We start from the raw sequence: 21,840 nt of genomic DNA, 5'->3' as shown, positions 1-21,840 counted from the left end.
TGATGCGTGCATGGATCGGCATTCTGGGTCTGGTGTGCGCGTTCGGCGCCCAGGCCGCACCGAAAATCGCGGTCACTGACCTGGCGTTCGAGCAACAGGTGGAGGAATACATCCACACGGTGTCAGCGCAGACCAACGTTCAGGTCAATCGCTACGGTGCCAGCGGCTCGTCGAGCTACAACGAATACGAAGCGCGCACCACGTACATCGAACAAAGCGAGCTGCGAAAATTCAGCGGCGACATCAAGGGCGAGATTCTCAAGTCCGGGATGTTCCAGCTGGTGCAGGGCACGCCTTACACGGCGAGCGCTAAGGAAGACGTATACGACGTGATCAAGCGCATCAAGAATGGCAACTTCAAAGGGGCTGATTACGTGCTGTTCGGCACCGTGTCGGACATCGACTTCCGTCAGGACGTTAACGAAATCGCCAACACCAACGCCCACTCTGCGGTGCTGGGCCTCACGCTGGTGGGCGACTTCAGCCTGATCAACACCCGCACCTTCGAAATCACCTCGGCGTTCACGGCGATGGGCGAAGGTCAGGACACCAAGCTGTTGAATGGCAATGACGTACGCGTCACGCCGAATCGGGGTCGGGTGGTGAAGGAAGTGTCGAAGTCCTTCGGACTGGATGTGGCGCGACAGCTGCGAGAGCAACTGCGTGGTGAGGTTGAGTATTCACAGGATCAGCCTGCGCCACGCAACAACCTGCCACGTGATGAGGCGCCGAAAATCCTGCGTTGAGCGTAAGCCCCACGCCTATCACCAGTAGGAGCGAATTCATTCGCGATGCGGCGGTACATCCAATCGATCTCTTTCGGATGTTCCGGCCCATCGCGAATGAATTCGCTCCTACAGGTCGCTGCATCGGGGCTTATGCGCGATGCAGGGTCGCGAGAAACGCCGCCGCACTCACGAACAAACCGGCAAACGTGCGGTTCATTCGGCGCTGTTGCTTCGGCGTCTTGAGCGCGCGCAACACTTTCGACGCCAGCCCGGTGTAGCCCGCCATCACGATCAAATCCACGGTGACCATCGTCACGCCAATCGTCAGGTACTGCGGCAGCAACGGCAGGTGGGTGTCGATGAACTGCGGCAGGATCGCGAGCATGAACACCAGCGCCTTGGGGTTGCTGATGTTCACGAGAAAACCCCGGGTGACCAATGCCAGCGGTTTGCCGATCGGGCGAATAGCCGCATCGTCAGAAAGATCGCTTGGCAGGGCGCGCCATTGTTTGACGCCGAGGTACACCAGGTACGCGACACCAAACCATTTGATCAGCGTAAACGCCAATGCCGACGTCGCCAGCACGGCGCCGAGGCCTGCGGCAACAATCGCGATCTGGACGATCAACGCGAGTTGCAGGCCAAGCGCATTCCAGTAACCGCGCCAGAATCCGTATTGAAGACCGCTGGACATCGATGCAATGGCACCGGCCCCCGGAGAAAGACTGATGACCCAACAGGCGGCGAAAAAGGCCAACCACGTTTCGAGCGACATGACGCACCTCAGGCAGAACGGAAACTCCGTCTAACCTAGTGTTTACGCGGCCCAAAGACCAATGATTTCTAACTGTTACGCCAGATTCACGAATAGCTGTTTTGCACTCAGCTGTGAGGCGATTTCGGCGCGGGCCCGTCGCTTGAGCGTTTTTCGCCAGAGATGATCGCCATGCCGTCGTTGCCCCGCCAGCGGCGGATCGACTTCTGAAAGAACTGGCTGTTAGGCACCTGCACCAATGTGCCGCCCAACTCGGCTGGCTCGACCAGTGTGGTGAACATCAGGTTGATGGCGGTCACGCGGCCTTTGATGCCGGGCTTGTCAGTGGTGTCCACCAGTTCGACCACATCGCCAATGCGAAACGGCCCCATGGTGAAGATGAACACCGCACACAGCAGGTTCGACAGCACGCTCCACATGGCAAAGAACGCCACAGCTGCCACGGCCACGAACCCCGAAAGCGCCGCCCACAACACCGAAGCGGAAACACCGAGACGACCGAGGACAGCCACGAAAGCCGTGCCCATGATCAACCAGCGCAACCCGCCGCGAACCATCACCAAAAGCTCGGGTGGCAGCAGCGGATAACGCTCGGCCATCCGAGTCAGGAAACGCGCGACGAATCGTTGCAAGGTGTAGCCGATCAGCAGGATCAACAGAATCTGCAAGCCAATCAGGATCGGCTCGATCCAGTACGCCGGAACCGGTAGCGCCAACGCCTCCATCAGGACAACGCTTCCAGCTCGGCCTGCATCGATTCCAACAGCTCCAAGGCTTCCATCCACGCCTCTTCCAGCTCGGATTCGCGGGTTTTCAGCTTGGCCTGGTCGGCCAGCAAATCACGCAGCTTGTCCTTGTTGGCCGCTTCGTAGATCGCACTGTCGCCAAGGGCCGCTTCGATCTTCGCCAGTTTTTCGTGAACCGTGCCGAGTTCCTTTTCCAGCTTCTCGGCTTCGCGTTTGTGCGGGGCGAGTTGCTGACGCAGCGCTGCGGCCTGCTGACGCTGGGCTTTCTTGTCGGTCTTGTCGGCGTTGACCGGGGTGTTGCTGACCGGCGCATGGCGCTGACGGTAATCGGCGAGCCAGCGGGTGTAGTCGTCCAGATCGCCGTCGAATTCTTCGACCACGCCATCGGCGACCAACAGGAAGTTGTCGGTCGTGCTTTTGAGCAAATGACGATCGTGAGAAACCACCAGTACCGCGCCGCTGAATTCCTGTAACGCCATGGTCAGGGCCAGGCGCATTTCCAGATCCAGGTGGTTGGTGGGTTCGTCAAGCAGCAGCAGGTTCGGTTTGTCCCAGGCAATCAGGGCCAACGCCAGACGAGCCTTCTCGCCACCGGAAAAATTCAGCACCGGCTCTTCCAGACGCGCACCACGGAAGTCAAAGCCACCGAGGAAGTCGCGCAGCGTCTGCTCACGCTCGGTCGGCGCGATGCGCTGCAAATGCAGCAACGGACTGGCCTTGGCGTCGAGGGAGTCCAATTGGTGTTGGGCGAAATAACCGACGACCGTGTTCTCGCCCCTCACCAAGCGCCCGCTCAACGGCTCAAGTTCGCCGGAGAGGTTCTTGATCAGGGTGGATTTACCGGCACCGTTCGGGCCGAGCAGTCCGATCCGCGCTCCCGGCGTCAGTTGCAGCTTCACCTTCTGCAGCACGGCTTTGTCGCCGTAGCCCAGACGTGCGTCAGACAGGTCCAGCAGCGGGCTGGAAATCTTGTCGGACTCGCGGAAAACGAAGTTGAACGGCGAATCGACGTGGGCGGCCGACAGCTCTTCCATCCGCTCCAGTGCCTTGATCCGGCTCTGCGCCTGACGGGCTTTGGTGGCTTGCGCCTTGAAGCGGGCGATGTACTTTTCCATGTGCGCACGCTGCGCTTGCTGCTTCTCGTAGGCCTGCTGCTGTTGGGCCAGACGTTCGGCGCGGGCACGTTCGAACGCGCTGTAACCGCCGCGATAGAGCGTGATCTTTTTCTGGTCGACGTGAGCGATCTGATCGACCACGGCGTCGAGGAAATCCCGGTCGTGGGAAATCAGCAGCAGCGTGCCCGGATAACCCTTGAGCCAGTCCTCAAGCCAGAGAATGGCGTCGAGGTCCAAGTGGTTGGTCGGTTCGTCGAGCAACAGCAGGTCGGACGGGCACATCAGTGCCTGCGCCAGGTTCAGACGCATCCGCCAGCCACCGGAGAAGCTGCCGACTTGTCGTTCCATCTGCTCATTGGTGAAGCCCAGGCCCGCGAGCAATTTGCGGGCACGGGCGTCGGCGGTGTAGCCATCGGCGCTGTCGAGCTCCGAATGCAGACGTGCCTGAGCCGCGCCGTCGTGGGCGGCCTCGGCCGCTGCCAAGTCGTGCTGCACCTGACGCAGACGCAGGTCGCCATCGAGCACATAGTCCACGGCCAGACGTTCGAGGGTATCGACCTCCTGGCGCATGTGCGCGATGCGCCAATCGGCGGGCAGCGAGCAGTCGCCGTTGTCGGGGGTCAGTTCACCCCGCAGCAAAGCGAACAGGCTGGATTTGCCGGCGCCATTGGCGCCGATCAGGCCGGCTTTCTGGCCAGCGTGCAGGGTCAGCTCGGCGTCTTCTAGCAGACGTTGCGGACCACGCTGTAAGGTAAGGCTTTGAAGTCTGATCATAATGGCGGCGGAGTCTACCAGCTTCGTCCAAAACAGGTAGATGACTATGCCTTCCGACCTTTGGAGTTTCACCCTCGATTTCTATGCCCGACCGGGCGTCGAGCAGGCGTGTCTGGCGCTGCAGGCCAAGGGCGGCAACGTCTGCGCCTTGCTGTGTGGCGTCTGGCTGGATCAGCGCAACATCTCGTTCAATCCGCAACGGGCAGAGGAAATCAGACAATTGGCTACGCCTTGGCACGACCAGGTTGTTGGGCCGCTACGGGCTGTGCGTACGCAATGGAAAGCCGCCGCAGTGACGGACGAAGAACTCAGTGCGCTACGGGAACGTGTGAAGGGGTTGGAGCTGGATGCCGAGCGGGAATTGCTGGTGCGATTGCAGCGGCTGATTCAGGACTGGCCTGAGCATGACGCGGAGCATGCGGCTGTCTGGCTGAATGCGCTCGCGGGTAACGCTGGAAAAGAAGCTCCCAACGCGCTGCACGTGCTGCAACGCGTCGGTGAGGATCTTACTTAGGACGCGCTGTTCGACGTCGAACCGGTCGCTGGCGTAGCCGCTGGCGCGGTCGGCGCAGCAGGAGCGGCTGGCGTGGTCGAAGCGGACGTTGCTGGAGCCGAAGTCGCGGGCTTCGCAGCCGCTGCCGGAGTGGCAGGCTTGGCCGCTGGTTTCGCAGCAGGCTTCGCGGCGGCAGGTTTGGCCGCTGGCTTCACGGCTGGTTTCGCAGCGGCTGGTTTGGCGACAGCGGGCTTGGCAGCGGCGGGCTTAGCGGCCGGTTTGGCAGCGGCAGTCGCTGGCTTGGCGGCCGGTTTGGCAGCGGCAGTCGCTGGCTTGGCGGCGGCAGCTTTTGCAGCTGGAGCTTTAGCCGCTGGCTTGGCAGGGGCAGTTTTTGCAGCCGGAGCTTTAGCAGCCGGCTTGGCAGCAGCGGTCGCAGGTTTGGCAGCAGGTTTTGCGGCTGCAGTTTTAGCAGGCGCCTTCGCAGCGGCAGGTGCTTTCGCGGCGGGTTTTGCAGCAGGTTTGCTCGCAGCCTTGGCAGCTGGCTTAGCCGCTGGCTTGGCAGCAACCGGCGCTTTGGCGGCAGCCGGTTTAGCAGCGGCGGTTTTCGCAGCTGGCTTCGCAGCGGCAGCTTTCACAGGCGCTTTCGCAGAGGCGGGCTTGGCAGCAGTGGTTTTCGCAGCGGGCTTGGCAGCGGCGGCTGGTTTAGCAGCGGCCTTGGCAGGCGCTTTCGCCGGAGCCTTCGCGGCAGGTTTGGCAGCCGCTTTAGCAGCAGGTTTGGTCACTTTAGCGGGTGCCTTGGCTGCACGATCGCTCAATGCTTTGCCTACCGCTTCTTTCACACGACCCACGCCTTGCGCCAGCTTGAGGCTTTCCTGGGCATCGCGTTTGAGGTTGAGAATGTAGGCGCGCGTTTCGGTCTGACGATCTTTCAACGCGTCGAGCAGAGCTTCGAGCTCCGCGACGCCGCCTTTCGCCTTGGTTTGCGCCTTGGCTTTGCCAGCGGCAGCGGCGTCCTGCAATTTAATGCGGGACTTGTGCAGTTTTTCCTGCGCCTTGCCGCGTTGTTTCTCAAGCTTGGCGAGCAATTTCTCGGCATCAGCCAACGCTGTGGAACAGGCATCTTCAAGGTGTTCGAGCAAGCTGCTCGAAAGCTGTTGGAGCAAATGCAACGGAGTGTTTACTGGCTTCTTGGTGGCCGACATGACTTACCTCCTGGCTGATTTGAATGCGGCTCATACTAGACCTCTGCCCGCACCGCCGCTAGGGCATCTTGACACTACAAATCGGGCTCTGTTGCAGTTCGGCCAAAATCCCTTCACATCGTCATCACATTTGGCAGCCGGCGCTGGCATAATCGCCACTTCCCAGGCCGGAGAGCATTCATGTCGCGCTATTTGTTAATGTCGTTGTTCCTCTTGGTAAACCTTGCCCACGCGACCGACGCTCCCGCTTCCGACAACGCCCACGATCTGTCGTACAGCCTGGGTGCGAGCCTGGGTGAACGGCTGCGCCAGGAGGCGCCGGACCTGCAATTGCCTGCGCTGATCGAAGGCCTGCAACAGGCGTATCAAAACAAGCCGCTCGCCATCAAGCCGGAGCGCATGGAGCAGATCCTCAGCGATCACGATGCGGCGCTCGCGCAAGCGGAAAATTCCGGCCAGTCCGAACCCCAGACCGAAGCCGCGCTGAAAGAAGAACGCAAATTCATGGACGCCGAAAAAGCCAAGCCTGGCGTTCGCCAGTTGGCCGACGGCATCCTGATGACCGAACTGACGCCCGGCAGCGGTGCCAAGCCCGATATCAATGGCCGCGTCCAAGTGAAATACGTCGGACGCCTGCCTGACGGCACGATCTTCGATCAGAGCCAACAGCCTCAATGGTTCCGTCTGGACAGCGTCATCGCGGGCTGGACCACCGCGTTGGTGGACATGCCGGTCGGTGCGAAATGGCGACTGGTGATCCCTTCCGCACAAGCCTACGGCGCAGAGGGCGCAGGCGACCTGATCGATCCCTACACCCCGTTGGTGTTCGAGATCGAACTGCTGGCGGTCTCTCAGTAGAACCCCCACGCAATAAAAAAGGGCGCCTCGATGGCGCCCTTTTTTAACCTGAACCGAATCAGGCCTGAACCGCGTCCTGTTCTTTGTGCGCGTTGTGCAGCACTTCGATCAGGCAATCTTCCAGCTCGAAACGCTCATGGAGCAAACCACCCAGCTCCTTGAACTTCTCCGCCACGCACTTCCCTTCATCACACAGATCATTGAAAGCCAGCAGCTTCTCGGTGATCACATCGATGCGAGGGTAAAGGGTGTCCGCCAACTCAAGCCCGCGTTGGTCATTGAACGCCTTGGCTTCGCCTGTCAGCTGCTCATAAATTTCAAAATGACCGGCCGACACATAGTCGACGAGCGTGCCGCAAAATTCCTGCAGCTGCTTCGTGGTTTCAGACAACGCGTTCGGCTCTGCACCTAGAACATCGTAAGCCTTGATCAGTTCGTTGCGCTCCAGCAACCAACGATCAATCAGCTTGTGAACCCCACCCCAGCGTTCCTGAGCGTTCTGACAACTTTCGAGCATGATGTTCTCTCTTCCCTTCAGGGGCATGCTGCCTGTAATCGCTTGGCGATACGGCCGGATGCGTATGAAAACCGGCTCTGAAATACGTCGACAGCAGCATTATTCCGATGACGCGTGCGGGCCAGATTATGCCCGTGCGACCAGGCCTTCAAGGTACGCAGACGATAAAGTTCATACAAGTGTTTAATCTGTCATGTCCGTATCCATTGATCTGAATCGGCAAAATTCGATGAACGCGTAATACATCGCAAACAGCGCAACACCCGAAAATGCCAGCAGGCTCCACTCCGGAAGACTGATGCCGAACAACGACCAAGTGATTTCCGAGCATCCGGCGTGGCCTGCGAAAATCATGGCCAACACCTTTAGCCAAGGCTGGGTATCGAGCAGATATTGGAGGTTGACCAGGCAAGCGGCGGGGTTTTCAGGCGGTGAGGCCTGCAGCCAGACCTGCCGCCCAGCCAGCCCCGCTCCCGTCAAGGAAGCCAGCAGAAGAACGCCGGAATAGATACGCCAACCGAGCGCGCGAGGCGCGTGGACCGTAGCCACCAGACAAACGACCGAGCAACTGAGCAACAGCACGCGCTGAGCAAAACAGAGTGGGCATGGGGCATTTCCCACCACACGTTCCAGATAAAACGTCGCGCACACGATCAACGCACAGGCGATAAACGCCAGAAAGAACAGGGTGCGGGTGCGGGCCAGATGCATGGAAAATCCGTAACAAAAGACGAAGGCGGTTACGGTAGAGGAAAGCGAGACTCGCTTTCAAGGCAACCAGAGGAGGATATTTCTTAGCGTGAGTAAGGATTTACCGACCACACAAATAGGAATTTACGCTAACTGGCATCAAGCGAGAAAAAATCCTGTCGCATTTTGAGAAACGCCCTACACGAATTGGCGACAACCCAACAAAAAGGCCCGCAGAGCGGGCCTTTTGCGGCAAACCTGCCGAGGATCAGGCGCGCGCGAGTGCGGGAAGCGGTCGCGCCAATAAACGCTCGTCCAACAAGCCCAAGCCTTCCTGAAACAACAGATTGCTGCGGTCGGTTTCCCCCAACTGACCGAGCAACCGTGCCAACTCGGCGCAGGCTTCGGGATTGCGTTGTAGCTTAAGGCTCGCTTCAAGATAATCCCGCGCCTTGCCCCACAGGCTGCTCTGCAAACAGAGGCGCCCCAGCGTCAGCAACAGGCCAGGATCGTCTGAGTGCTGCTTCAACCAGCCCTCCGCCGTTTGCAATTGCTTGCCGGGATCACTCCCTCGGACGAGACCGTAGAGTCTCGCCAAATGACTGTTGTAGTCACGCTTCATTGCGTTGCGCAGCACCTCTTCGGCTTGCACGTCAGCGCCGTGGCGACGCAGTTGCTCGGCGTACGCCAGGATCAACGCTGGCTCTTGTCGCTGAGCCGAGGTCAGTTGCTGCCAAGCCGTTTCCAGAGCAGGCAGACCCGCCGGACCCGTCTCGCTATCGTTTCCGCGATAAGCCGCCAGCGACAGGTTCTCGCCCCACGCGCGCTTTTCCAACTCAGCCAGTTCTTGCGCAGGCAACACCTTGTCCTTGCGCAGCTCAGGCATCAGTCGAATCAGCTCAGACCATTCGCCGCGCTGACGATAGAGACGCTGCAACTGACGCAACACCTGAGGGTTGTGCGGATGACGTTCGTGCATCGCCTGCAGTGTGCTCAACGCACCGTCGCTGTCTCCACGGTCGAGCTGCAACTGAGCATGGTTCAGGGCAATCGCAAGCTCGGCGTGAGGCTGACGTTCAAGGGCGCGTTCAAGCAGGTTGTCACTCTCCTCATAACGGCCTTGCTCGTTCGCCGCACGGGCGGCACCGAGGTAATACAGCAGCGGTTGAGGTTCAGCCTCCGCCGCGCGGTGCAGGTGGCGCTGAGCGCTGGCCCAACGCCCCTCGGCGAGGTCCATCTGGCCACGCTCGATAGCAATCTGCGCACGACGGCTGCGGTTACGGCGCGACCACGGATTGACCACACCGCCCGAGGTCGTCAGCAGCCGTATCAGACCCCGCACCAGCCAGGCCAGGATCACAATGGCGACCAACAGCGCCAAGGCGGCCCACAGGCTCGACTCGTAGCGGAAGGTGTCATAGGCGATGAGCACGTAACCGGCGTGACGGGAAATCGCCAGGCCGACCAATGCCGCGACGACGATCAGGACGAAGACGATCACATAGCCGCGCTTCATGGTTTGCTCCCCGGCTGCGCCCCTTCAGCAGGTTGCCCCAATGCTCCGCCCACCGGGGTGTGGCGCTGCTCTAAGTAGGCTTGCACGGAGCTCAGGCTCTGCGTCAGGTCAGGCGTGATGACAGCCACAGGCTGTTTGGCGAGTTCGTCCAGACGCTCGCCCAGCATCTTGCTTTGTGGGTTGTCCTGATTGAAGTTGGCGTCCAGCACGCTACGCGCTTCGGCAACGGCTTTGGCGTAAACCGGCTGCTCACCATTGAGCGCGGCCCACTGCGCCTGCTCCAGCGTCAGGCTCAACGCCAGTCGTACTTGGGTCAGGCTCTGGCCCGCCAACAGCGGACGAATGTTTTTGTCGGCGTGGAAGTCGAGACGGATGTATTGGGAAATCTTGTCCCACCATTTCGCCCAGTAGCTGTCTTCGCTGCCATCGGTCAGGCCCAGCAGCGACTCGCCTTTGTCTTTGTATTCCGGCGCCAGCGCGTTCAATTGAAGGGCCTGATCGCGCAGGGCGGCCAGTTGCAGGAACAGCCCGGTGCGGTCCGGTTGGTCGACGCTGCGCAAGGCCGCCAGGCTCTTCGCCAACTGCTCACGTGCGGCATAGGCGCCCGGATCATCCTGTTCGCGCAGAATTTCGTCGGCACCCTGCACCAGCGCCTGGGCACTGTTGATGTCCTGCAGCGCAGACAACCGCAGGCTTGCCAGACGCAGCAGATGCTCAGCCTCGGCCAGACGCCAATCCTTGCGGCTCGCGCCCAGCACTGTCTCGACGCGCTGGCTCAAACGCTGCTGATCGCCCTGCAATTGAGTGACAAGACGGCGGCGGTCTTCAAGCTCCTGCGCAGGCGGCAGTTGCGCCAGACGTGCCGACAATTGCTGCTCGCTTTGCTGGAGGGAGCGGGTTTGCGAACCGAGGTCCTGCAGCTCCCCTGACTGCTGCTGATGACCGGCCTGGATCGCGCGCAGTTGCCACACGCTCCAGCCACCGACCGCCACGCCTGCCGCACCCAACAAGAGTGCCAAAACGGCCAGCCCGTTGCTGGAACGGCGGGGAGAAGGTTCTTTTTGCGCGGAATCAGGCAGCGGCTCAGGTTTGACCAGTACCGGTTCAACGTCATCTTTTGGCAAGACTGTTTCGCTCACGTATCCATCCTTTGCATTTGGGCGTAATCGCGTAATCCGACCCGTCGATCATTACGCCTGAGAGGCAGGTGCAGGCTGAGCCCGCAACGCTGCCAGCAAGGCCGAAGCGCTGGCGCCACGGCAGTCCACTACGGTCAGAGCCCCGGCTTCACGCGCCAGTTCAGCGACCCGAGGGCTCGGTACGAATAAAGGCATCTGCGCCAGGGACGGCCATGCATCGCCCGCCAAATCACGCAGATGTTGAAAACCCTGTCCACTGCTGACCACCAGCCCGTTCAAGCGTTCCGCCGCCACCCTCTGTGGCAAGACGGACGCCGGGTATTGCGGCAGGTTGCGGCGGTACAGCGGCAGATAATCGACACTAACACCTCGTTCGCGCAAGCGCTCGGCCAACAATTCGCGGCCGTCTTCGCCGCGCATGATCAGCACCTTGGGGTCGTAACCGGAAATGGCGTCTTGAAGCTGAGGCAAATCAAGCAGCGCTTCGCTGTCGTCGCCGTGTTCGGGAAAGAACACGCGAAGGCCGTAGTCGTCGAGAATCTGCGCGGTGGCGGCGCCGACGGTAAACCACGTTTGCATGGGCGGCTGCGGCCAGATTTCGTCGACCATTTCCAGCCCCAGTCGCGCGGCTGGCTTACTGACGACGATCACCGCGCAGTAGGCCGCGAGGTCGTAAATGATCGAGCGATTTTCTTCCGAGACCGGCAACGGTTCGATGTCCAGCAACGGCAGACTGGCGCTGAAAACGCCCGCTTGCGCCAAGGTCTCGGCCAACGCCTGCGACTCTTCGGCTGGCCGCGTCAGCAGCAGGCGCCAGCCCGTCACTCCTCGTCCGCCTCGCCGTAGACTGCTTTGAGAATTTTTGCGGCGCCCTGTGCCAACAACGCTTCAGCAACCTGCACGCCCAACGCTTGGGCATCAGCGTGGGGTGCACGGGCCTCGGCGTGCAACAGCACACTGCCGGCCGGATCGCCCACCAGGCCACGCAGCCACAACTGGTCGTTTTCCAGTACGGCGTAACAGGCGATAGGCACTTGGCAGCCACCATTGAGGTGCTTGTTCAGCGCCCGCTCGGCGGTGACGCGCAAAGCGGTGTCGGTGTGGTGCAACGGAGTCAGCAGAGCGTGCAGTTCAGTGTCGACGCTGCGGCACTCGATGCCGACGGCGCCCTGCCCGCCTGCCGGGAGGCTATGTTCAATGCTGATCGCGGACGTGATGCGGTCTTCGAAGCCCAGCCGAATCAGGCCTGCGGCTGCCAGAATGATCGCGTCGTATTCGCCCGCGTCGAGCTTGGCCAGACGCGTGTTGACGTTGCCACGCAGGAAATGGATTTTCAGGTCGGGACGCCGCGCCAACAATTGCGCCTGACGACGCAGGCTCGACGTGCCGACGATGCTGCCCGCTGGTAGCTCATCGAGGCTGGCGAAGGTGTTGGAGACGAATGCGTCGCGAGAGTCTTCGCGCTCGCAGATACAGAACAGACCCAGGCCTTGCGGAAAATCCATCGGCACGTCTTTCATCGAGTGAACGGCGATGTCCGCTTCGTTTTCCAGCAGCGCGGTTTCCAGCTCTTTGACGAACAGGCCCTTGCCGCCAATTTTCGACAGCGGTGAGTCCAGCAGCTTGTCGCCCCGGCTCACCATTGGCACCAGCGTTACAGTCAGACCGGGGTGAGCTTCCTGCAGGCGAGCCTTGACGTATTCGGCTTGCCAGAGTGCCAGCGCGCTTTTGCGCGTAGCGATGCGGATTTCGCGAGTGGACATGGATCAATCCGTACTGAGTGAATGCGGCGGATAATAACAGCTCGGCCCAATCGGGCCGAATGACTGTCGTCAATCTGCTCGCATCATGTTCTCAATCGATGCACGGAAGCCATGCGACGGCGTGTCGCTTTCCACTGCTCGCCTCACTGCACATAGACCTGCGGGAGCGAATTCATTCGCGAAGCGGCGGTACATTCAACACATCGTTGTCGCCTGGACTATTTTTCGCGAATAAATTCGCTCCCACAGAAGATCCCCACACGCCAGACAGACACGAGCTACAGCTGCTGCATCATCTTGCGCACACCGGCCACGTGCCGGCGGCTGACGATCAAGGCATCGCCATTAAGCCCCTTGAGGAACAACTGGAAATGCCCCAAAGGCGTGCGCTGTAAACGCTCGATGCGATCGCGAGCCACCAGCGCATTGCGGTGGATGCGCACGAAGCGATCCCCGAACTCATCCTCCAACGCCTTGAGCGGTTCATCGAGCAGGACCTCACCATCTTCATGGCGCAGGGTCACGTATTTGTGGTCCGCGATGAAATAGATCACGTGGTCCAGCGGAATCAGCTCGATACCCTTGCGGGTGCGAGCACTGATGTGGCTGCGTGGGCCGTTCCCGCTCTCGGCGGCCGGACGGGTCATCGCCGCCAGTTGCACGCGGTTCGGGCGCTCGGCCTTGCGCAGTGCTTCAAGCAGGTTTTCAGGACGCACCGGTTTGACCAGATACCCCACGGCGCTGACCTGAAATGCCTCCAGGGCAAACTCGTCGTGAGCCGTGCAAAAAACCACGGCTGGTGGTGTGTCGCGTTCGCATAGTTTGGCCGCAACCTGCAGACCATCCAGGCCCGGCATGCGGATGTCGAGTAAAACCACGTCGGGCTTCAGACTATCGATCAGCGTCAAGGCTTCTTCGCCATTGGTGGCGCTGGGTTCAAGGACCCGGTAACCCTCAAGGTCGCCAACCAGACGGCTCAGGCGATCACGGGCTAGGGGTTCGTCATCAACGATCAGGACATTCATATTGCTCTGGCTTCCTGCGTGAGTCTCGCACAAGGATAGCGTAGACAGGTGAAGTGACGACCGTCACGGCGCTCCACGCTCAGACTCGCGAGAGGGCCAAAAAGTGCCGTGATTCGAGCGCCGATGTTTGCCAAGGCCTGCTGAGTGCCGCTTGAAGTCTGCCGGAGGGCGACTTCGTCATAGGGATTACTGACGCGCAATATAAATACTCCCCGTTCGTAGTTCGCCTCGACCCTGACCACGCCACCCTCCACACGGGGAGCGATGCCATAGATCAACGCGTTCTCAAGTAATGGCTGCAAGGTTAGCTGGGGAATCGGCAAGTCGTCGGGAATTGCGCTGACGTCCCAGTCCAACTGTAGACGCTCGCCAAGTCGATATTGCTCAATCGACAGATAACGTCTGGCCAACTCCAGTTCTTCCCCCCATGTCGTCAGGCTGCCGGGCTTGCCCAGACTGGCGCGGAACAGGTCCGACAAATCCAGCACCGCCTGCTCGGCCTTGAGCGGGTCGCTGGTGACCAGACTCGCGATGCTGTTGAGCGTGTTGAACAGAAAGTGCGGCCGGATGCGGGCCTGTAAAGACTCGATCCTGGCTCGCAATTCGGCCTGTTGCTGTTTGCGCCACTGACTCTGCAAGTAAAAGTAGCGCAACATCAGCGCCGACATGATCAGCGCAATCAATGAATAACGAAGGTAGCGTTCGATGTCGCTGTCGACCGGCAAGGCTCCGTCCAACTGACAGTAGTCAGTCACGGCCGTGCAAGCCAGCGTGACTGCCACCACCAGCAAGCAGCCCATCGCGCCTGCCACGCCGGGTTTCAGACGCGCCAACCAAGGGCGCAAACCGCACAGCAGCGCCGCCGACAGCAACACGATCCACTGCACGAACAGTGAAATCAGCGCCAGCCGTACCCAGTCGAAGCCTGGATGCATCGGCTCCACCAGCACCAGGACCAGCACCAGCAGCTCGGCGAGCACGACCAGCACCAGTAGCGCCTGAGGCAGGCACAGTTCCGGAAGGAAGAACTCTTTGCCGGGAGAAGCGCTCTGGCCCGGTTTGTTGCGCTCGGTTTGCATGGGCCCAGTCTCTGCGCTCGCACCCCGGTGGGCAAGCTGTCCGGGATAAAAAAGCGGCAATGCTGTTATCATCGCCCGCGCCTTTTTTAAATCAGCACAGCCATCAGCAGAGCAGCGAGCGAAACCATGAGCACCGACAAGACCAACCAGTCCTGGGGCGGCCGCTTCAGTGAACCCGTCGACGCCTTCGTCGCACGCTTCACCGCCTCCGTCACCTTCGATCAGCGCCTTTACCGCCACGACATCATGGGCTCGGTTGCCCACGCCACGATGCTGGCCAAAGTCGGCGTGCTGACCGATGCCGAACGCGACACCATCATCGATGGCCTGAAGACTATTCAGGGCGAAATCGAAGCAGGTGCGTTCGACTGGCGCGTGGACCTGGAAGACGTGCACATGAACATCGAAGCGCGTCTGACCGACCGCATCGGCATCACCGGCAAGAAGCTGCACACCGGTCGCAGCCGTAACGATCAGGTAGCCACCGACATTCGCCTGTGGCTGCGTGATGAAATCGACCTGATTCTGGCTGAGATCACTCGCCTGCAAGAAGGCCTGCTGGGTCTGGCCGAGCGCGAAGCCGACACCATCATGCCGGGTTTCACCCACCTGCAAACCGCACAGCCTGTGACCTTCGGGCATCACATGCTCGCCTGGTTCGAGATGCTGAGCCGCGACTACGAGCGTCTGGTCGATTGCCGCAAGCGCACCAACCGCATGCCGCTGGGCAGCGCCGCGCTGGCCGGCACTACGTATCCGATTGATCGCGAACTGACCTGCCAGTTGCTGGGGTTCGAAGCCGTGGGCGGCAACTCGCTGGACAGCGTGTCCGATCGCGACTTCGCCATTGAATTCTGCTCGGCGGCCAGTGTGGCGATGATGCACCTGTCGCGCTTCTCCGAAGAGTTGGTGCTGTGGACCAGTGCGCAGTTCCAGTTCATCGACCTGCCGGACCGCTTCTGCACCGGCAGCTCGATCATGCCGCAAAAGAAAAACCCTGACGTGCCGGAGCTGGTCCGTGGCAAGAGCGGCCGCGTGTTCGGCGCGCTGATGGGCCTGCTGACCTTGATGAAGGGCCAACCGCTGGCCTACAACAAGGACAATCAGGAGGACAAAGAACCGCTGTTTGACGCTGCCGATACCCTGCGCGACTCGCTGCGAGCCTTCGCCGACATGATTCCTGCGATCAAGCCTAAACACGCGATCATGCGTGAAGCGGCCCTGCGTGGTTTCTCGACGGCGACCGACCTGGCCGACTATCTGGTTCGTCGTGGCCTGCCGTTCCGTGACTGCCACGAAATCGTGGGTCATGCCGTTAAATACGGCGTGGAAACCGGCAAGGACCTGGCGGAAATGACGCTGGAGGAACTGCGTCAGTTCAGCGATCAGATCGAACAGGACGTGTTCGCTGTTCTGACGCTGGAAGGTTCGGTCAACGCCCGAAACCACATCGGCGGCACTGCGCCTGCGCAAGTGAAAGCAGCGGTCGGACGCGGCAAGCAACTGCTCGCGGCCCGCTGACCCTGGCTCAGTAGGAGCGCGTTTGCCCATGATGTGGGCAAGCGCGCTCCTCAAAGGCCCCGCTACGCTGCCCCTGTGGGCCTGACCCTTTCCAGAAACACCGGATAATCCAACTCCCGATCCGCCGCCACGATGCGCGCACTCGGCCGGTCATTCAGTCGCGCCAGCAACTCCCTCGCCCCTTTCACCTCATCGAGCAGATTCAAGCCCATCAGGCGCTCGCCCACCTGCTGCGCCAGATCCACGCTGTACATGAAATAGATGTCCGCCAACGTAAAGTCAGCGCCCGTTAGATAGGGGGCGAAGCGCGCCCGTCTCGCCAGCGCCGCAAATCCCTTGATCAGATCCCGTTTGGCCTTGGCCTTCAGCGCGTCAGGTGTCGCACGACCGCCGAACAGCACTTCGACATAACACAGCCGTGCGGGCAGTTCGATGTAGAGCTCGATTTCCTTGGCGGTCGTCCAGACCTGAGCACGGCGGAACGGGTCAGCGGGCAACAGACGAATGTGAGGATGGGTGTCTTCGAGGTAGCGCAGGATGACGTCGGTTTCGCTGATGAACCCCTCGTTCGTCTGCAAAACCGGTACCTTGCCCCGCGCGCTGACGGCGAGGGTTTCCGGGTTCTGGCAGCCGTGCATGGACACGACTTCAAACGGCAGCTGCTTCTCCAGCAGCGCCAGTTTGACCATGTTGAAATAGTTGCTTGAGGCGAATCCGTAAAGCTTGAACATTGGCAGGCCTCCTTGGCCTTTTGAAGCGGTCATTTCAGCCCTGTCCGACACGCGTTGCCGGACCTGAGCGAAGGAACCCTAACAACCGGTTACGTCTTCGGGCTTGACGTGCGTCATGCGCACTGACGATCACCTGACGCCCGATTGCAGTTAAACTGCCGGCCTTTCCTGAGGAGTCCGCCATGAGCGACCGCATCGACAACGACGAAGAAGAGTTCGCTGAATCGACCCTGATCCAGGCCATCGAAAACCAGATCGAGAGCGACAACCCGCCTGCCGCCAAAGCCACGTTCAACAAATTGACCTTGGTGGGTTACGAGTGTGAAGACATTCTGGAAATGATGGCTCACGTGCTGGCCGTCGAGATTGACGGCATTCTCGAAGAAGACCGCCCGTTCAACACCGAATGGTACGAAAAAGCCCTTCGCGCCCTGCCAGAACTGCCACCGGGCGTGAAGCTGGACGACAGCGAGTAACGGCGTGGCCCTCCCGCCGTATGCGGTCTGGTTTTTGGCCGCAGGCCGTGGGAGTTGGCTTGCCTACGATCTGGCGCGCAGCGGCAGCACCACCAAACACCTCGGCTGTGTCAGATACGCCGCATGCGCAGGATTGGCTGCCGGTTCCCGGCAGATCGTAGGCAAGCCAACTCCCACGGCCTTCGGCTTGAATCAAGAGCGGCTTTGCATACCCCATGAATAACGTGCGGCCCGCTTCTGCCGAACGCGTGGGGGCGGACTTTCAGGTCTGAGGACGCTTAACCTGACGACCGGCCAGATACTTCCTGCAAAATTCCCAGACCCTAACTACACTGCAGAGGCCTCGCTGCCGCTTGACCTACGGGGCTGTCACGTCTGCGATTCCTTCGCCGCGTCATCCATTACAAAAAGTCTGGAGCCTCTATGTCGTATACCCCTGAGTTGGTTGCCGAACTGGAAATCCTGTCACTGTTCAATCTGCGCAATACCCAGGAGGGCCTCAAGGTCCATCACGTGGCCGCGCCTTCTGCCGTTGCCGCCGCCAAACGTCTTTTCGAGAAAGGCCTGACAACTCAGGTCGACGGGGGCTACCTCACCAGTCTGGGACTGGATGCCGCCGAACACGCGCAATCCCTGCTGATCATCCTTGCCACGACCCAGGAAGCGGCCTGACATCACCGCCTCGCGAAACCTTTACCAAGAGGCATTAAATAAAGGTTTCGCGAACCCTTCATTTGTAAGATGCTGCGCCGATAAAAAATTGGCGCCATAAAAACTCACAGCCGCCTGATGCTGGGTCTTCTTGCCGTCGCCATTCTTGTTCCCCAGCAGTGCCGTTCGTCGGCCTTGAGTCACGATGACCCGTAGTTTCGAGATCCGCCCCGATCTGGATGAGGGCATCGACCGTAAGGTCCTCAGCCAGTTGCGCAACCGATTTCTGACCCTCAACGAAGGGCGGCTCGGCCGCGCCAACGAAGGGCTGTCCACCCGCCAACAATCAGTTTTGGCGCTGCTGCCGCTGTTTTTCCACGTCAACCACCCGCTGTTGCCTGGCTACGTTTCCAGCGCAACCCCGGCCGGGGTTTCACATTACGAACCTGACGCCCAGGCCCTCGCCGAAGCGCAACGGCTCACGCGCTCGTTTTCCTACAAACCCCGCCGAGGCAACCCGCCGCAGCCGATCCGCGGCATTTTCCTGATGGGCAGCCTGGGCACACTGGCGCAGGCCGACGACAGCGATATGGACGTGTGGATCTGTCACGACACGAACCTCTCGCCCGACGAAATTCTGGAGCTGCGCAAAAAGTGCCACGCGCTGGAAGTCTGGGCCGCCACGATGGGGGCAGAAGCGCATTTTTTCCTGATCGACCCTGAACGTTTCGTGCTCGGCGAGCGCGACGCGCAGCTCAGTGGCGAGGATTGCGGAACGACTCAGCATTACCTGTTGCTCGACGAGTTCTACCGCACTGCGATCTGGCTGGCCGGGCGCATCCCCATCTGGTGGTTGGTGCCGGTCTACGAAGAAACGCGCTACGCGGAATACACCCACACGCTGCTGTCCAAGCGCTTCATCCGGGAGGATGAAGTGCTGGACCTTGGCAACATGTCCCACATCCCGCCGGGGGAATTCCTCGGCGCGGGCCTCTGGCAGCTGTTCAAAGGGATCGAATCGCCCTACAAGTCCGTCCTCAAGCTGCTGCTGACCGAGGCCTACGCCAGTGAGCACCCGCAGGTGCAGTGCTTGAGCATGCGCCTGAAAAAAGAGGTGTTCGCCAATCGCGTAAACCTCGACGAACTTGATCCATACATGATGGTGTATCGCCGGATTGAGGAATATCTGCTGGCCCGAGGCGAACCGGAACGACTCGAACTGGTGCGCCGCAGCCTGTACCTGAAAGTGAACAAGAAGCTCACCGGCTTGCCCCGTCAACGCACCACGAGCTGGCAGCGGCTGTTGCTGGAGCGTCTGGCGAAAGAATGGAAGTGGGATGAGCGCCAACTGGCGTTGCTCGACAGCCGCAGCCAGTGGAAGGTGCGTCAGGTGGCCAGCGAACGCCGCGCATTGGTCAGCGAGCTGAATTACAGCTACCGCTTCCTGACCCAATTTGCCCGCGAGCAAAACACGGTTAACTCGATCAACAAACGCGACCTCAACATCCTGGGTCGTCGGCTGTACGCCGCGTTTGAACGCAAGGCGGGCAAGGTCGAATTCATCAATCCCGGGATTTCGCCGGACCTGGCCGAAGACACGCTGACGCTGGTGCAGTCACCGAACAAACGCGAGCCTGGCAAATATCAATGGGGCCTGTACAACGGCAACCTCGGCGCCCACGAGTGGGAATCTTTCGCTCCGATCAAGCGCAGCCGCGAGTTGCTGGAACTGCTCGCGTGGTGCCACCGCAATAACGTGATCGACAGCAGCACCCGCCTGGCCCTGCACCCCGGCAGCAGCGACCTGACCGAGTTCGAGTTGTTTAACCTCCAGGGTGCGCTGCAACACAGCATCCCGATGCCGCTGGGCACGGTGGCCGAAGACGTGCTGCTGCGCCCCAGCGTGCCGAGCGAAATCCTGCTGCTGGTGAACGTGGGCGTCGATCCGCTCAAACACCACAAGGACCTGAACATCCTGATGACCACCGAGCGGACCGACTCCCTGAGTTACGCCGGGGTCCGGGAAAACCTGGTGCTGACCTTCGACCAGATCACGCTCAACAGTTGGAACGAGGTGTTGGTCAATCGATTCGACGGGCCCAATGCGTTGCTCGATTGCATGACCGACTTGCTCAACAACCTGCCCGCGACGTTGCCAAAACCGGTGATCAGCGTGCGCTGCTTCTGCCACAACCGCGCGCCCGCCATCGCCCAGCGTGTTGAAGAGCTGATTCAGACGGCGCAATTGCTGCTGTCTCGCGGCCTGAACCATCGCTATCTGATTCAGGTTCAGCATCACTATCACGTCATGGAGATGACGCCGGGCCAAGTCACCCACGTCACGCTCGATGACCTGCCAACGCTCTACGAGTACCTGGGTGAAGAGCTACCCGCCTACAGCCCGATTCATCTCGACCCGCAGGCGCTGAATGACAGTGACCTCTCGCTGATCATTCCTCATGGTCAGCCGGAATGCATTCAGGTGTTCTACCGGATCAACGAACCCAACGCGGACCTGTACGTGCTGGATGAACATAACGCACTGTGGCATCAGCGCGTGCCGTATCACGATGAGCCCAGCCTGCTGGTGCCACTGCAACGTTTTCTGCAATCGCTGATGTTTCGGCGCGGTGCGCTGTTACCGTTGGATAACCCGCTTGAGCCGCAAAACCTGGAAACCTTGTATTACCGCGTAACGCCGGATGGCGCGGGCCGGGCGCGGCGCGTCGAGCAACGGCTGGGGCCGGTCATGTCCACCGACAAGCCGTTTTACGACGTGCAGGCCATCGTCGAAGAGGCGTCACCGGGCCAGGTGAGCGTGACGCTGTATTGCGACGGCATGGAGTTTTCGGAACTGGAGTTTGGCGAGCAACTGTTCAGCGTCGTGGCGCGGCAGATTCTCGATCAGCGCCGGGAGCCGCAACGCTATCGCTGCTACATCACGGACCTGGATTTGTCGGGAATTCTGGCGGACACGCGAGGGCAGACGATACTGTTCCTGCGGTACAAGGCCGAGCTTGAGAAGTCGCTGAATGATGCGATGGAAGAGGCGTGAGCCGCCAGGGCGTCGATATCCGAGAACGCTGATCCCTGTGGGAGAGGATTTATTCGCGAAAGTAGACGAGGCGACAGAGATGCATCGGCTGTACCGGCCAATCGCGAATAAATTCGCTCCCACAGATGGCTCCGGTGGCAGACCGAAGAATTGAGGTGCCTGCGAATTCGCTCCCACAGATGGCACCTGTCGCAGGCCGGAGATTTGAGGTGGCTGCGAATCCTGTGGGAGCGAATTCATTCGCGAAGGTAGATCAGGCGGCGGAGACGTATCGGCTGTAACGACCAATCGGGAGCCAGTTCGCTCCCGCGGCCGTTCGGCTTCAACCTTGAATCAGCATTGAGCCCGGCGTTGATCGGCCTGGCTCACAATCTCGCGTCTGCGCTCATCCGTCGCCGCACGCCATTCGCGGATGTCTTCGACATGGCGATGACAGCCGGTACAGACTTTCTGCTCATCGAGTCGGCAGACGCTGATGCAGGGCGACGGTACGGCAGGGCTGACGTTGCTGAACAACGGCTTGGGTGCTTTGGCAGGTGCAGCGTTGGTCACTGGCGGTTTCCGTCTTCATGACCGTCAACATCGTCGAACTCGATCTCGACACCGGCCTGCTTCAACGCCAGACGATGAAGCATCTCGCCCAACAGCTCTTCACTCTTGTCGCAGACCCAACGTTTTGCTTCTTCGTCGTAATCGAAGTGGAAACCACCGGCAGGCGCCGCCAACCACAGCTGACGCAGTGGCTCCTGGCGGCTGATGATGAATTGCGTGCCGTTTTCGAATTTGACGGTCAACACGCCGGCCGAACTCTCAAGGTCCAGGTCCAGATCGCTCTCGTCAAAGATGTCTTCGAGCTTTTCTTGGGTCGCATCGACCAGGTCGTGAAAGCGGGCTTCGGTCAAACTCATTGCAGGAACCTCGAAAGTGTCTACGGATGGCGCAGCGACGCAAGATACGGTCGCTTCCAGCCAATTGCAAAGCATACC

Annotated in this window: 22 protein-coding genes; 7 read left to right on the top strand and 15 right to left on the bottom strand. The window is 60.4% G+C overall.

The window, feature by feature from the left end:
* Positions 1–2: 2 nt before the first annotated feature.
* Positions 3–746 carry a penicillin-binding protein activator LpoB gene (locus ACIQAL_RS12500; protein WP_401146210.1) on the top strand — a complete coding sequence of 248 codons (744 nt, stop codon included), beginning with the start codon at positions 3–5 and terminating at the stop codon, positions 744–746.
* A gap of 130 nt (positions 747–876) precedes the next feature.
* On the opposite strand, the gene ACIQAL_RS12495 is transcribed toward ACIQAL_RS12500, so the two are convergent.
* The 3 genes from ACIQAL_RS12495 to ACIQAL_RS12485 form a co-directional block, all read right to left on the bottom strand.
* Complete coding sequence (locus ACIQAL_RS12495; protein WP_401145683.1) at positions 877–1,503, bottom strand: LysE family transporter; 627 nt, start codon at positions 1,501–1,503, stop codon at positions 877–879.
* 107 nt (positions 1,504–1,610) lie between these two features.
* A complete protein-coding gene (locus tag ACIQAL_RS12490; protein WP_401145680.1) occupies positions 1,611–2,228 on the bottom strand; it encodes a mechanosensitive ion channel domain-containing protein in 618 nt (205 codons plus the stop codon).
* Positions 2,228–4,138, bottom strand: coding sequence for an ATP-binding cassette domain-containing protein (locus ACIQAL_RS12485; protein WP_401145677.1), 1,911 nt, complete (start codon positions 4,136–4,138; stop codon positions 2,228–2,230). The genes ACIQAL_RS12490 and ACIQAL_RS12485 overlap by 1 nt, the downstream gene beginning before the upstream one ends.
* Before the next feature lie 46 nt (positions 4,139–4,184).
* On the opposite strand from ACIQAL_RS12485, the gene ACIQAL_RS12480 reads away from it, so the two are divergent.
* On the top strand, positions 4,185–4,652 hold the full coding sequence (locus tag ACIQAL_RS12480; RefSeq protein WP_401145675.1) for a TIGR02444 family protein: 468 nt from the start codon (positions 4,185–4,187) through the stop codon (positions 4,650–4,652).
* Here the strand turns inward: ACIQAL_RS12480 and ACIQAL_RS12475 are convergent.
* On the bottom strand, positions 4,649–5,833 hold the full coding sequence (locus tag ACIQAL_RS12475) for an AlgP family protein (RefSeq protein ID WP_401145672.1): 1,185 nt from the start codon (positions 5,831–5,833) through the stop codon (positions 4,649–4,651). The two genes, ACIQAL_RS12480 and ACIQAL_RS12475, sit on opposite strands and share 4 nt — an antisense overlap.
* 180 nt (positions 5,834–6,013) lie before the next feature.
* Between ACIQAL_RS12475 and ACIQAL_RS12470 the strand changes: the two genes are divergently transcribed.
* On the top strand, positions 6,014–6,691 hold the full coding sequence (locus ACIQAL_RS12470; RefSeq protein WP_166594105.1) for an FKBP-type peptidyl-prolyl cis-trans isomerase: 678 nt from the start codon (positions 6,014–6,016) through the stop codon (positions 6,689–6,691).
* 58 nt (positions 6,692–6,749) lie between these two features.
* On the opposite strand, the gene rsd is transcribed toward ACIQAL_RS12470, so the two are convergent.
* The 8 genes from rsd to ACIQAL_RS12430 form a co-directional block, all read right to left on the bottom strand.
* Positions 6,750–7,208 carry a sigma D regulator gene (gene rsd / locus ACIQAL_RS12465; RefSeq protein ID WP_166594283.1) on the bottom strand — a complete coding sequence of 153 codons (459 nt, stop codon included), beginning with the start codon at positions 7,206–7,208 and terminating at the stop codon, positions 6,750–6,752.
* Positions 7,209–7,391: 183 nt separating this feature from the next.
* On the bottom strand, positions 7,392–7,919 hold the full coding sequence (locus ACIQAL_RS12460) for a disulfide bond formation protein B (protein ID WP_401145668.1): 528 nt from the start codon (positions 7,917–7,919) through the stop codon (positions 7,392–7,394).
* A 247-nt stretch (positions 7,920–8,166) separates the two neighbouring features.
* Positions 8,167–9,414 carry a heme biosynthesis protein HemY gene (locus ACIQAL_RS12455; protein ID WP_401145665.1) on the bottom strand — a complete coding sequence of 416 codons (1,248 nt, stop codon included), beginning with the start codon at positions 9,412–9,414 and terminating at the stop codon, positions 8,167–8,169.
* Complete coding sequence (locus ACIQAL_RS12450; protein WP_401145662.1) at positions 9,411–10,553, bottom strand: uroporphyrinogen-III C-methyltransferase; 1,143 nt, start codon at positions 10,551–10,553, stop codon at positions 9,411–9,413. Before ACIQAL_RS12450 ends, ACIQAL_RS12455 begins: the two co-directional genes overlap by 4 nt.
* Before the next feature lie 51 nt (positions 10,554–10,604).
* Positions 10,605–11,378 (bottom strand): uroporphyrinogen-III synthase, encoded by a 774-nt coding sequence (locus ACIQAL_RS12445; RefSeq protein ID WP_401145660.1) that lies wholly within the window; start codon positions 11,376–11,378, stop codon positions 10,605–10,607.
* On the bottom strand, positions 11,375–12,316 hold the full coding sequence (hemC, locus tag ACIQAL_RS12440) for a hydroxymethylbilane synthase (protein WP_401145657.1): 942 nt from the start codon (positions 12,314–12,316) through the stop codon (positions 11,375–11,377). The genes ACIQAL_RS12445 and hemC overlap by 4 nt, the downstream gene beginning before the upstream one ends.
* 278 nt (positions 12,317–12,594) lie before the next feature.
* On the bottom strand, positions 12,595–13,341 hold the full coding sequence (locus ACIQAL_RS12435; protein WP_074754601.1) for a LytTR family DNA-binding domain-containing protein: 747 nt from the start codon (positions 13,339–13,341) through the stop codon (positions 12,595–12,597).
* Entirely contained in the window at positions 13,338–14,420 is a 1,083-nt protein-coding gene (locus ACIQAL_RS12430) for a sensor histidine kinase (RefSeq protein WP_341960776.1), read from the bottom strand. The genes ACIQAL_RS12435 and ACIQAL_RS12430 overlap by 4 nt, the downstream gene beginning before the upstream one ends.
* 126 nt (positions 14,421–14,546) lie before the next feature.
* Between ACIQAL_RS12430 and argH the strand changes: the two genes are divergently transcribed.
* Complete coding sequence (gene argH / locus ACIQAL_RS12425) at positions 14,547–15,941, top strand: argininosuccinate lyase (RefSeq protein ID WP_401145652.1); 1,395 nt, start codon at positions 14,547–14,549, stop codon at positions 15,939–15,941.
* Positions 15,942–16,003: 62 nt separating this feature from the next.
* On the opposite strand, the gene ACIQAL_RS12420 is transcribed toward argH, so the two are convergent.
* Positions 16,004–16,672, bottom strand: a complete 669-nt coding sequence (locus ACIQAL_RS12420) for a glutathione S-transferase family protein (RefSeq protein WP_401145649.1) — start codon at positions 16,670–16,672, stop codon at positions 16,004–16,006.
* A 182-nt stretch (positions 16,673–16,854) separates the two neighbouring features.
* Here ACIQAL_RS12420 and ACIQAL_RS12415 point away from each other — a divergent pair, with 182 nt between their 5' ends.
* From ACIQAL_RS12415 to ACIQAL_RS12405, 3 genes are all read left to right on the top strand, one after another.
* On the top strand, positions 16,855–17,148 hold the full coding sequence (locus tag ACIQAL_RS12415) for a hypothetical protein (RefSeq protein WP_401145646.1): 294 nt from the start codon (positions 16,855–16,857) through the stop codon (positions 17,146–17,148).
* A 423-nt stretch (positions 17,149–17,571) separates the two neighbouring features.
* Positions 17,572–17,820, top strand: a complete 249-nt coding sequence (locus ACIQAL_RS12410) for a TIGR02647 family protein (RefSeq protein WP_166594095.1) — start codon at positions 17,572–17,574, stop codon at positions 17,818–17,820.
* Positions 17,821–18,004: 184 nt separating this feature from the next.
* Positions 18,005–20,854, top strand: a complete 2,850-nt coding sequence (locus tag ACIQAL_RS12405) for a class I adenylate cyclase (protein WP_401145642.1) — start codon at positions 18,005–18,007, stop codon at positions 20,852–20,854.
* Between the two features lie 333 nt (positions 20,855–21,187).
* Here the strand turns inward: ACIQAL_RS12405 and ACIQAL_RS12400 are convergent, their stop codons facing one another.
* Positions 21,188–21,406: a DUF1289 domain-containing protein gene (locus ACIQAL_RS12400; RefSeq protein ID WP_166594093.1), complete on the bottom strand. Its 219-nt coding sequence runs from the start codon at positions 21,404–21,406 to the stop codon at positions 21,188–21,190.
* The gene (cyaY, locus tag ACIQAL_RS12395; RefSeq protein WP_166594092.1) at positions 21,403–21,762 is read right to left on the bottom strand and encodes an iron donor protein CyaY; all 360 of its coding nucleotides are present in this window, start codon (positions 21,760–21,762) and stop codon (positions 21,403–21,405) included. The genes ACIQAL_RS12400 and cyaY overlap by 4 nt, the downstream gene beginning before the upstream one ends.
* Positions 21,763–21,840 lie beyond the last annotated feature (78 nt).

The organism is Pseudomonas sp. NPDC088368, from assembly GCF_044753445.1.
Taxonomy (GTDB): Bacteria; Pseudomonadota; Gammaproteobacteria; order Pseudomonadales; family Pseudomonadaceae; genus Aquipseudomonas; species Aquipseudomonas bambusae.
Note: the sequence above shows the minus strand (reverse complement) of the source record. Positions and strands in the feature narration are given on the sequence as shown.

What these genes read in the sequence shown, in the direction of transcription:
- ACIQAL_RS12485 (WP_401145677.1), bottom strand. Translation starts at nt 4,138, where the DNA reads ATGATCAGACTTCAAAGCCTTACCTTACAGCGTGGTCCGCAACGTCTG.
- ACIQAL_RS12415 (WP_401145646.1), top strand. Translation starts at nt 16,855, where the DNA reads ATGAGCGACCGCATCGACAACGACGAAGAAGAGTTCGCTGAATCGACC.
- ACIQAL_RS12435 (WP_074754601.1), bottom strand. Translation starts at nt 13,341, where the DNA reads ATGAATGTCCTGATCGTTGATGACGAACCCCTAGCCCGTGATCGCCTG.
- ACIQAL_RS12500 (WP_401146210.1), top strand. Translation starts at nt 3, where the DNA reads ATGCGTGCATGGATCGGCATTCTGGGTCTGGTGTGCGCGTTCGGCGCC.
- ACIQAL_RS12410 (WP_166594095.1), top strand. Translation starts at nt 17,572, where the DNA reads ATGTCGTATACCCCTGAGTTGGTTGCCGAACTGGAAATCCTGTCACTG.
- cyaY (WP_166594092.1), bottom strand. Translation starts at nt 21,762, where the DNA reads ATGAGTTTGACCGAAGCCCGCTTTCACGACCTGGTCGATGCGACCCAA.
- ACIQAL_RS12455 (WP_401145665.1), bottom strand. Translation starts at nt 9,414, where the DNA reads ATGAAGCGCGGCTATGTGATCGTCTTCGTCCTGATCGTCGTCGCGGCA.
- ACIQAL_RS12495 (WP_401145683.1), bottom strand. Translation starts at nt 1,503, where the DNA reads ATGTCGCTCGAAACGTGGTTGGCCTTTTTCGCCGCCTGTTGGGTCATC.
- ACIQAL_RS12480 (WP_401145675.1), top strand. Translation starts at nt 4,185, where the DNA reads ATGCCTTCCGACCTTTGGAGTTTCACCCTCGATTTCTATGCCCGACCG.
- ACIQAL_RS12460 (WP_401145668.1), bottom strand. Translation starts at nt 7,919, where the DNA reads ATGCATCTGGCCCGCACCCGCACCCTGTTCTTTCTGGCGTTTATCGCC.
- ACIQAL_RS12475 (WP_401145672.1), bottom strand. Translation starts at nt 5,833, where the DNA reads ATGTCGGCCACCAAGAAGCCAGTAAACACTCCGTTGCATTTGCTCCAA.
- ACIQAL_RS12430 (WP_341960776.1), bottom strand. Translation starts at nt 14,420, where the DNA reads ATGCAAACCGAGCGCAACAAACCGGGCCAGAGCGCTTCTCCCGGCAAA.
- argH (WP_401145652.1), top strand. Translation starts at nt 14,547, where the DNA reads ATGAGCACCGACAAGACCAACCAGTCCTGGGGCGGCCGCTTCAGTGAA.
- hemC (WP_401145657.1), bottom strand. Translation starts at nt 12,316, where the DNA reads ATGTCCACTCGCGAAATCCGCATCGCTACGCGCAAAAGCGCGCTGGCA.
- ACIQAL_RS12405 (WP_401145642.1), top strand. Translation starts at nt 18,005, where the DNA reads ATGACCCGTAGTTTCGAGATCCGCCCCGATCTGGATGAGGGCATCGAC.
- ACIQAL_RS12490 (WP_401145680.1), bottom strand. Translation starts at nt 2,228, where the DNA reads ATGGAGGCGTTGGCGCTACCGGTTCCGGCGTACTGGATCGAGCCGATC.
- ACIQAL_RS12470 (WP_166594105.1), top strand. Translation starts at nt 6,014, where the DNA reads ATGTCGCGCTATTTGTTAATGTCGTTGTTCCTCTTGGTAAACCTTGCC.
- ACIQAL_RS12420 (WP_401145649.1), bottom strand. Translation starts at nt 16,672, where the DNA reads ATGTTCAAGCTTTACGGATTCGCCTCAAGCAACTATTTCAACATGGTC.
- rsd (WP_166594283.1), bottom strand. Translation starts at nt 7,208, where the DNA reads ATGCTCGAAAGTTGTCAGAACGCTCAGGAACGCTGGGGTGGGGTTCAC.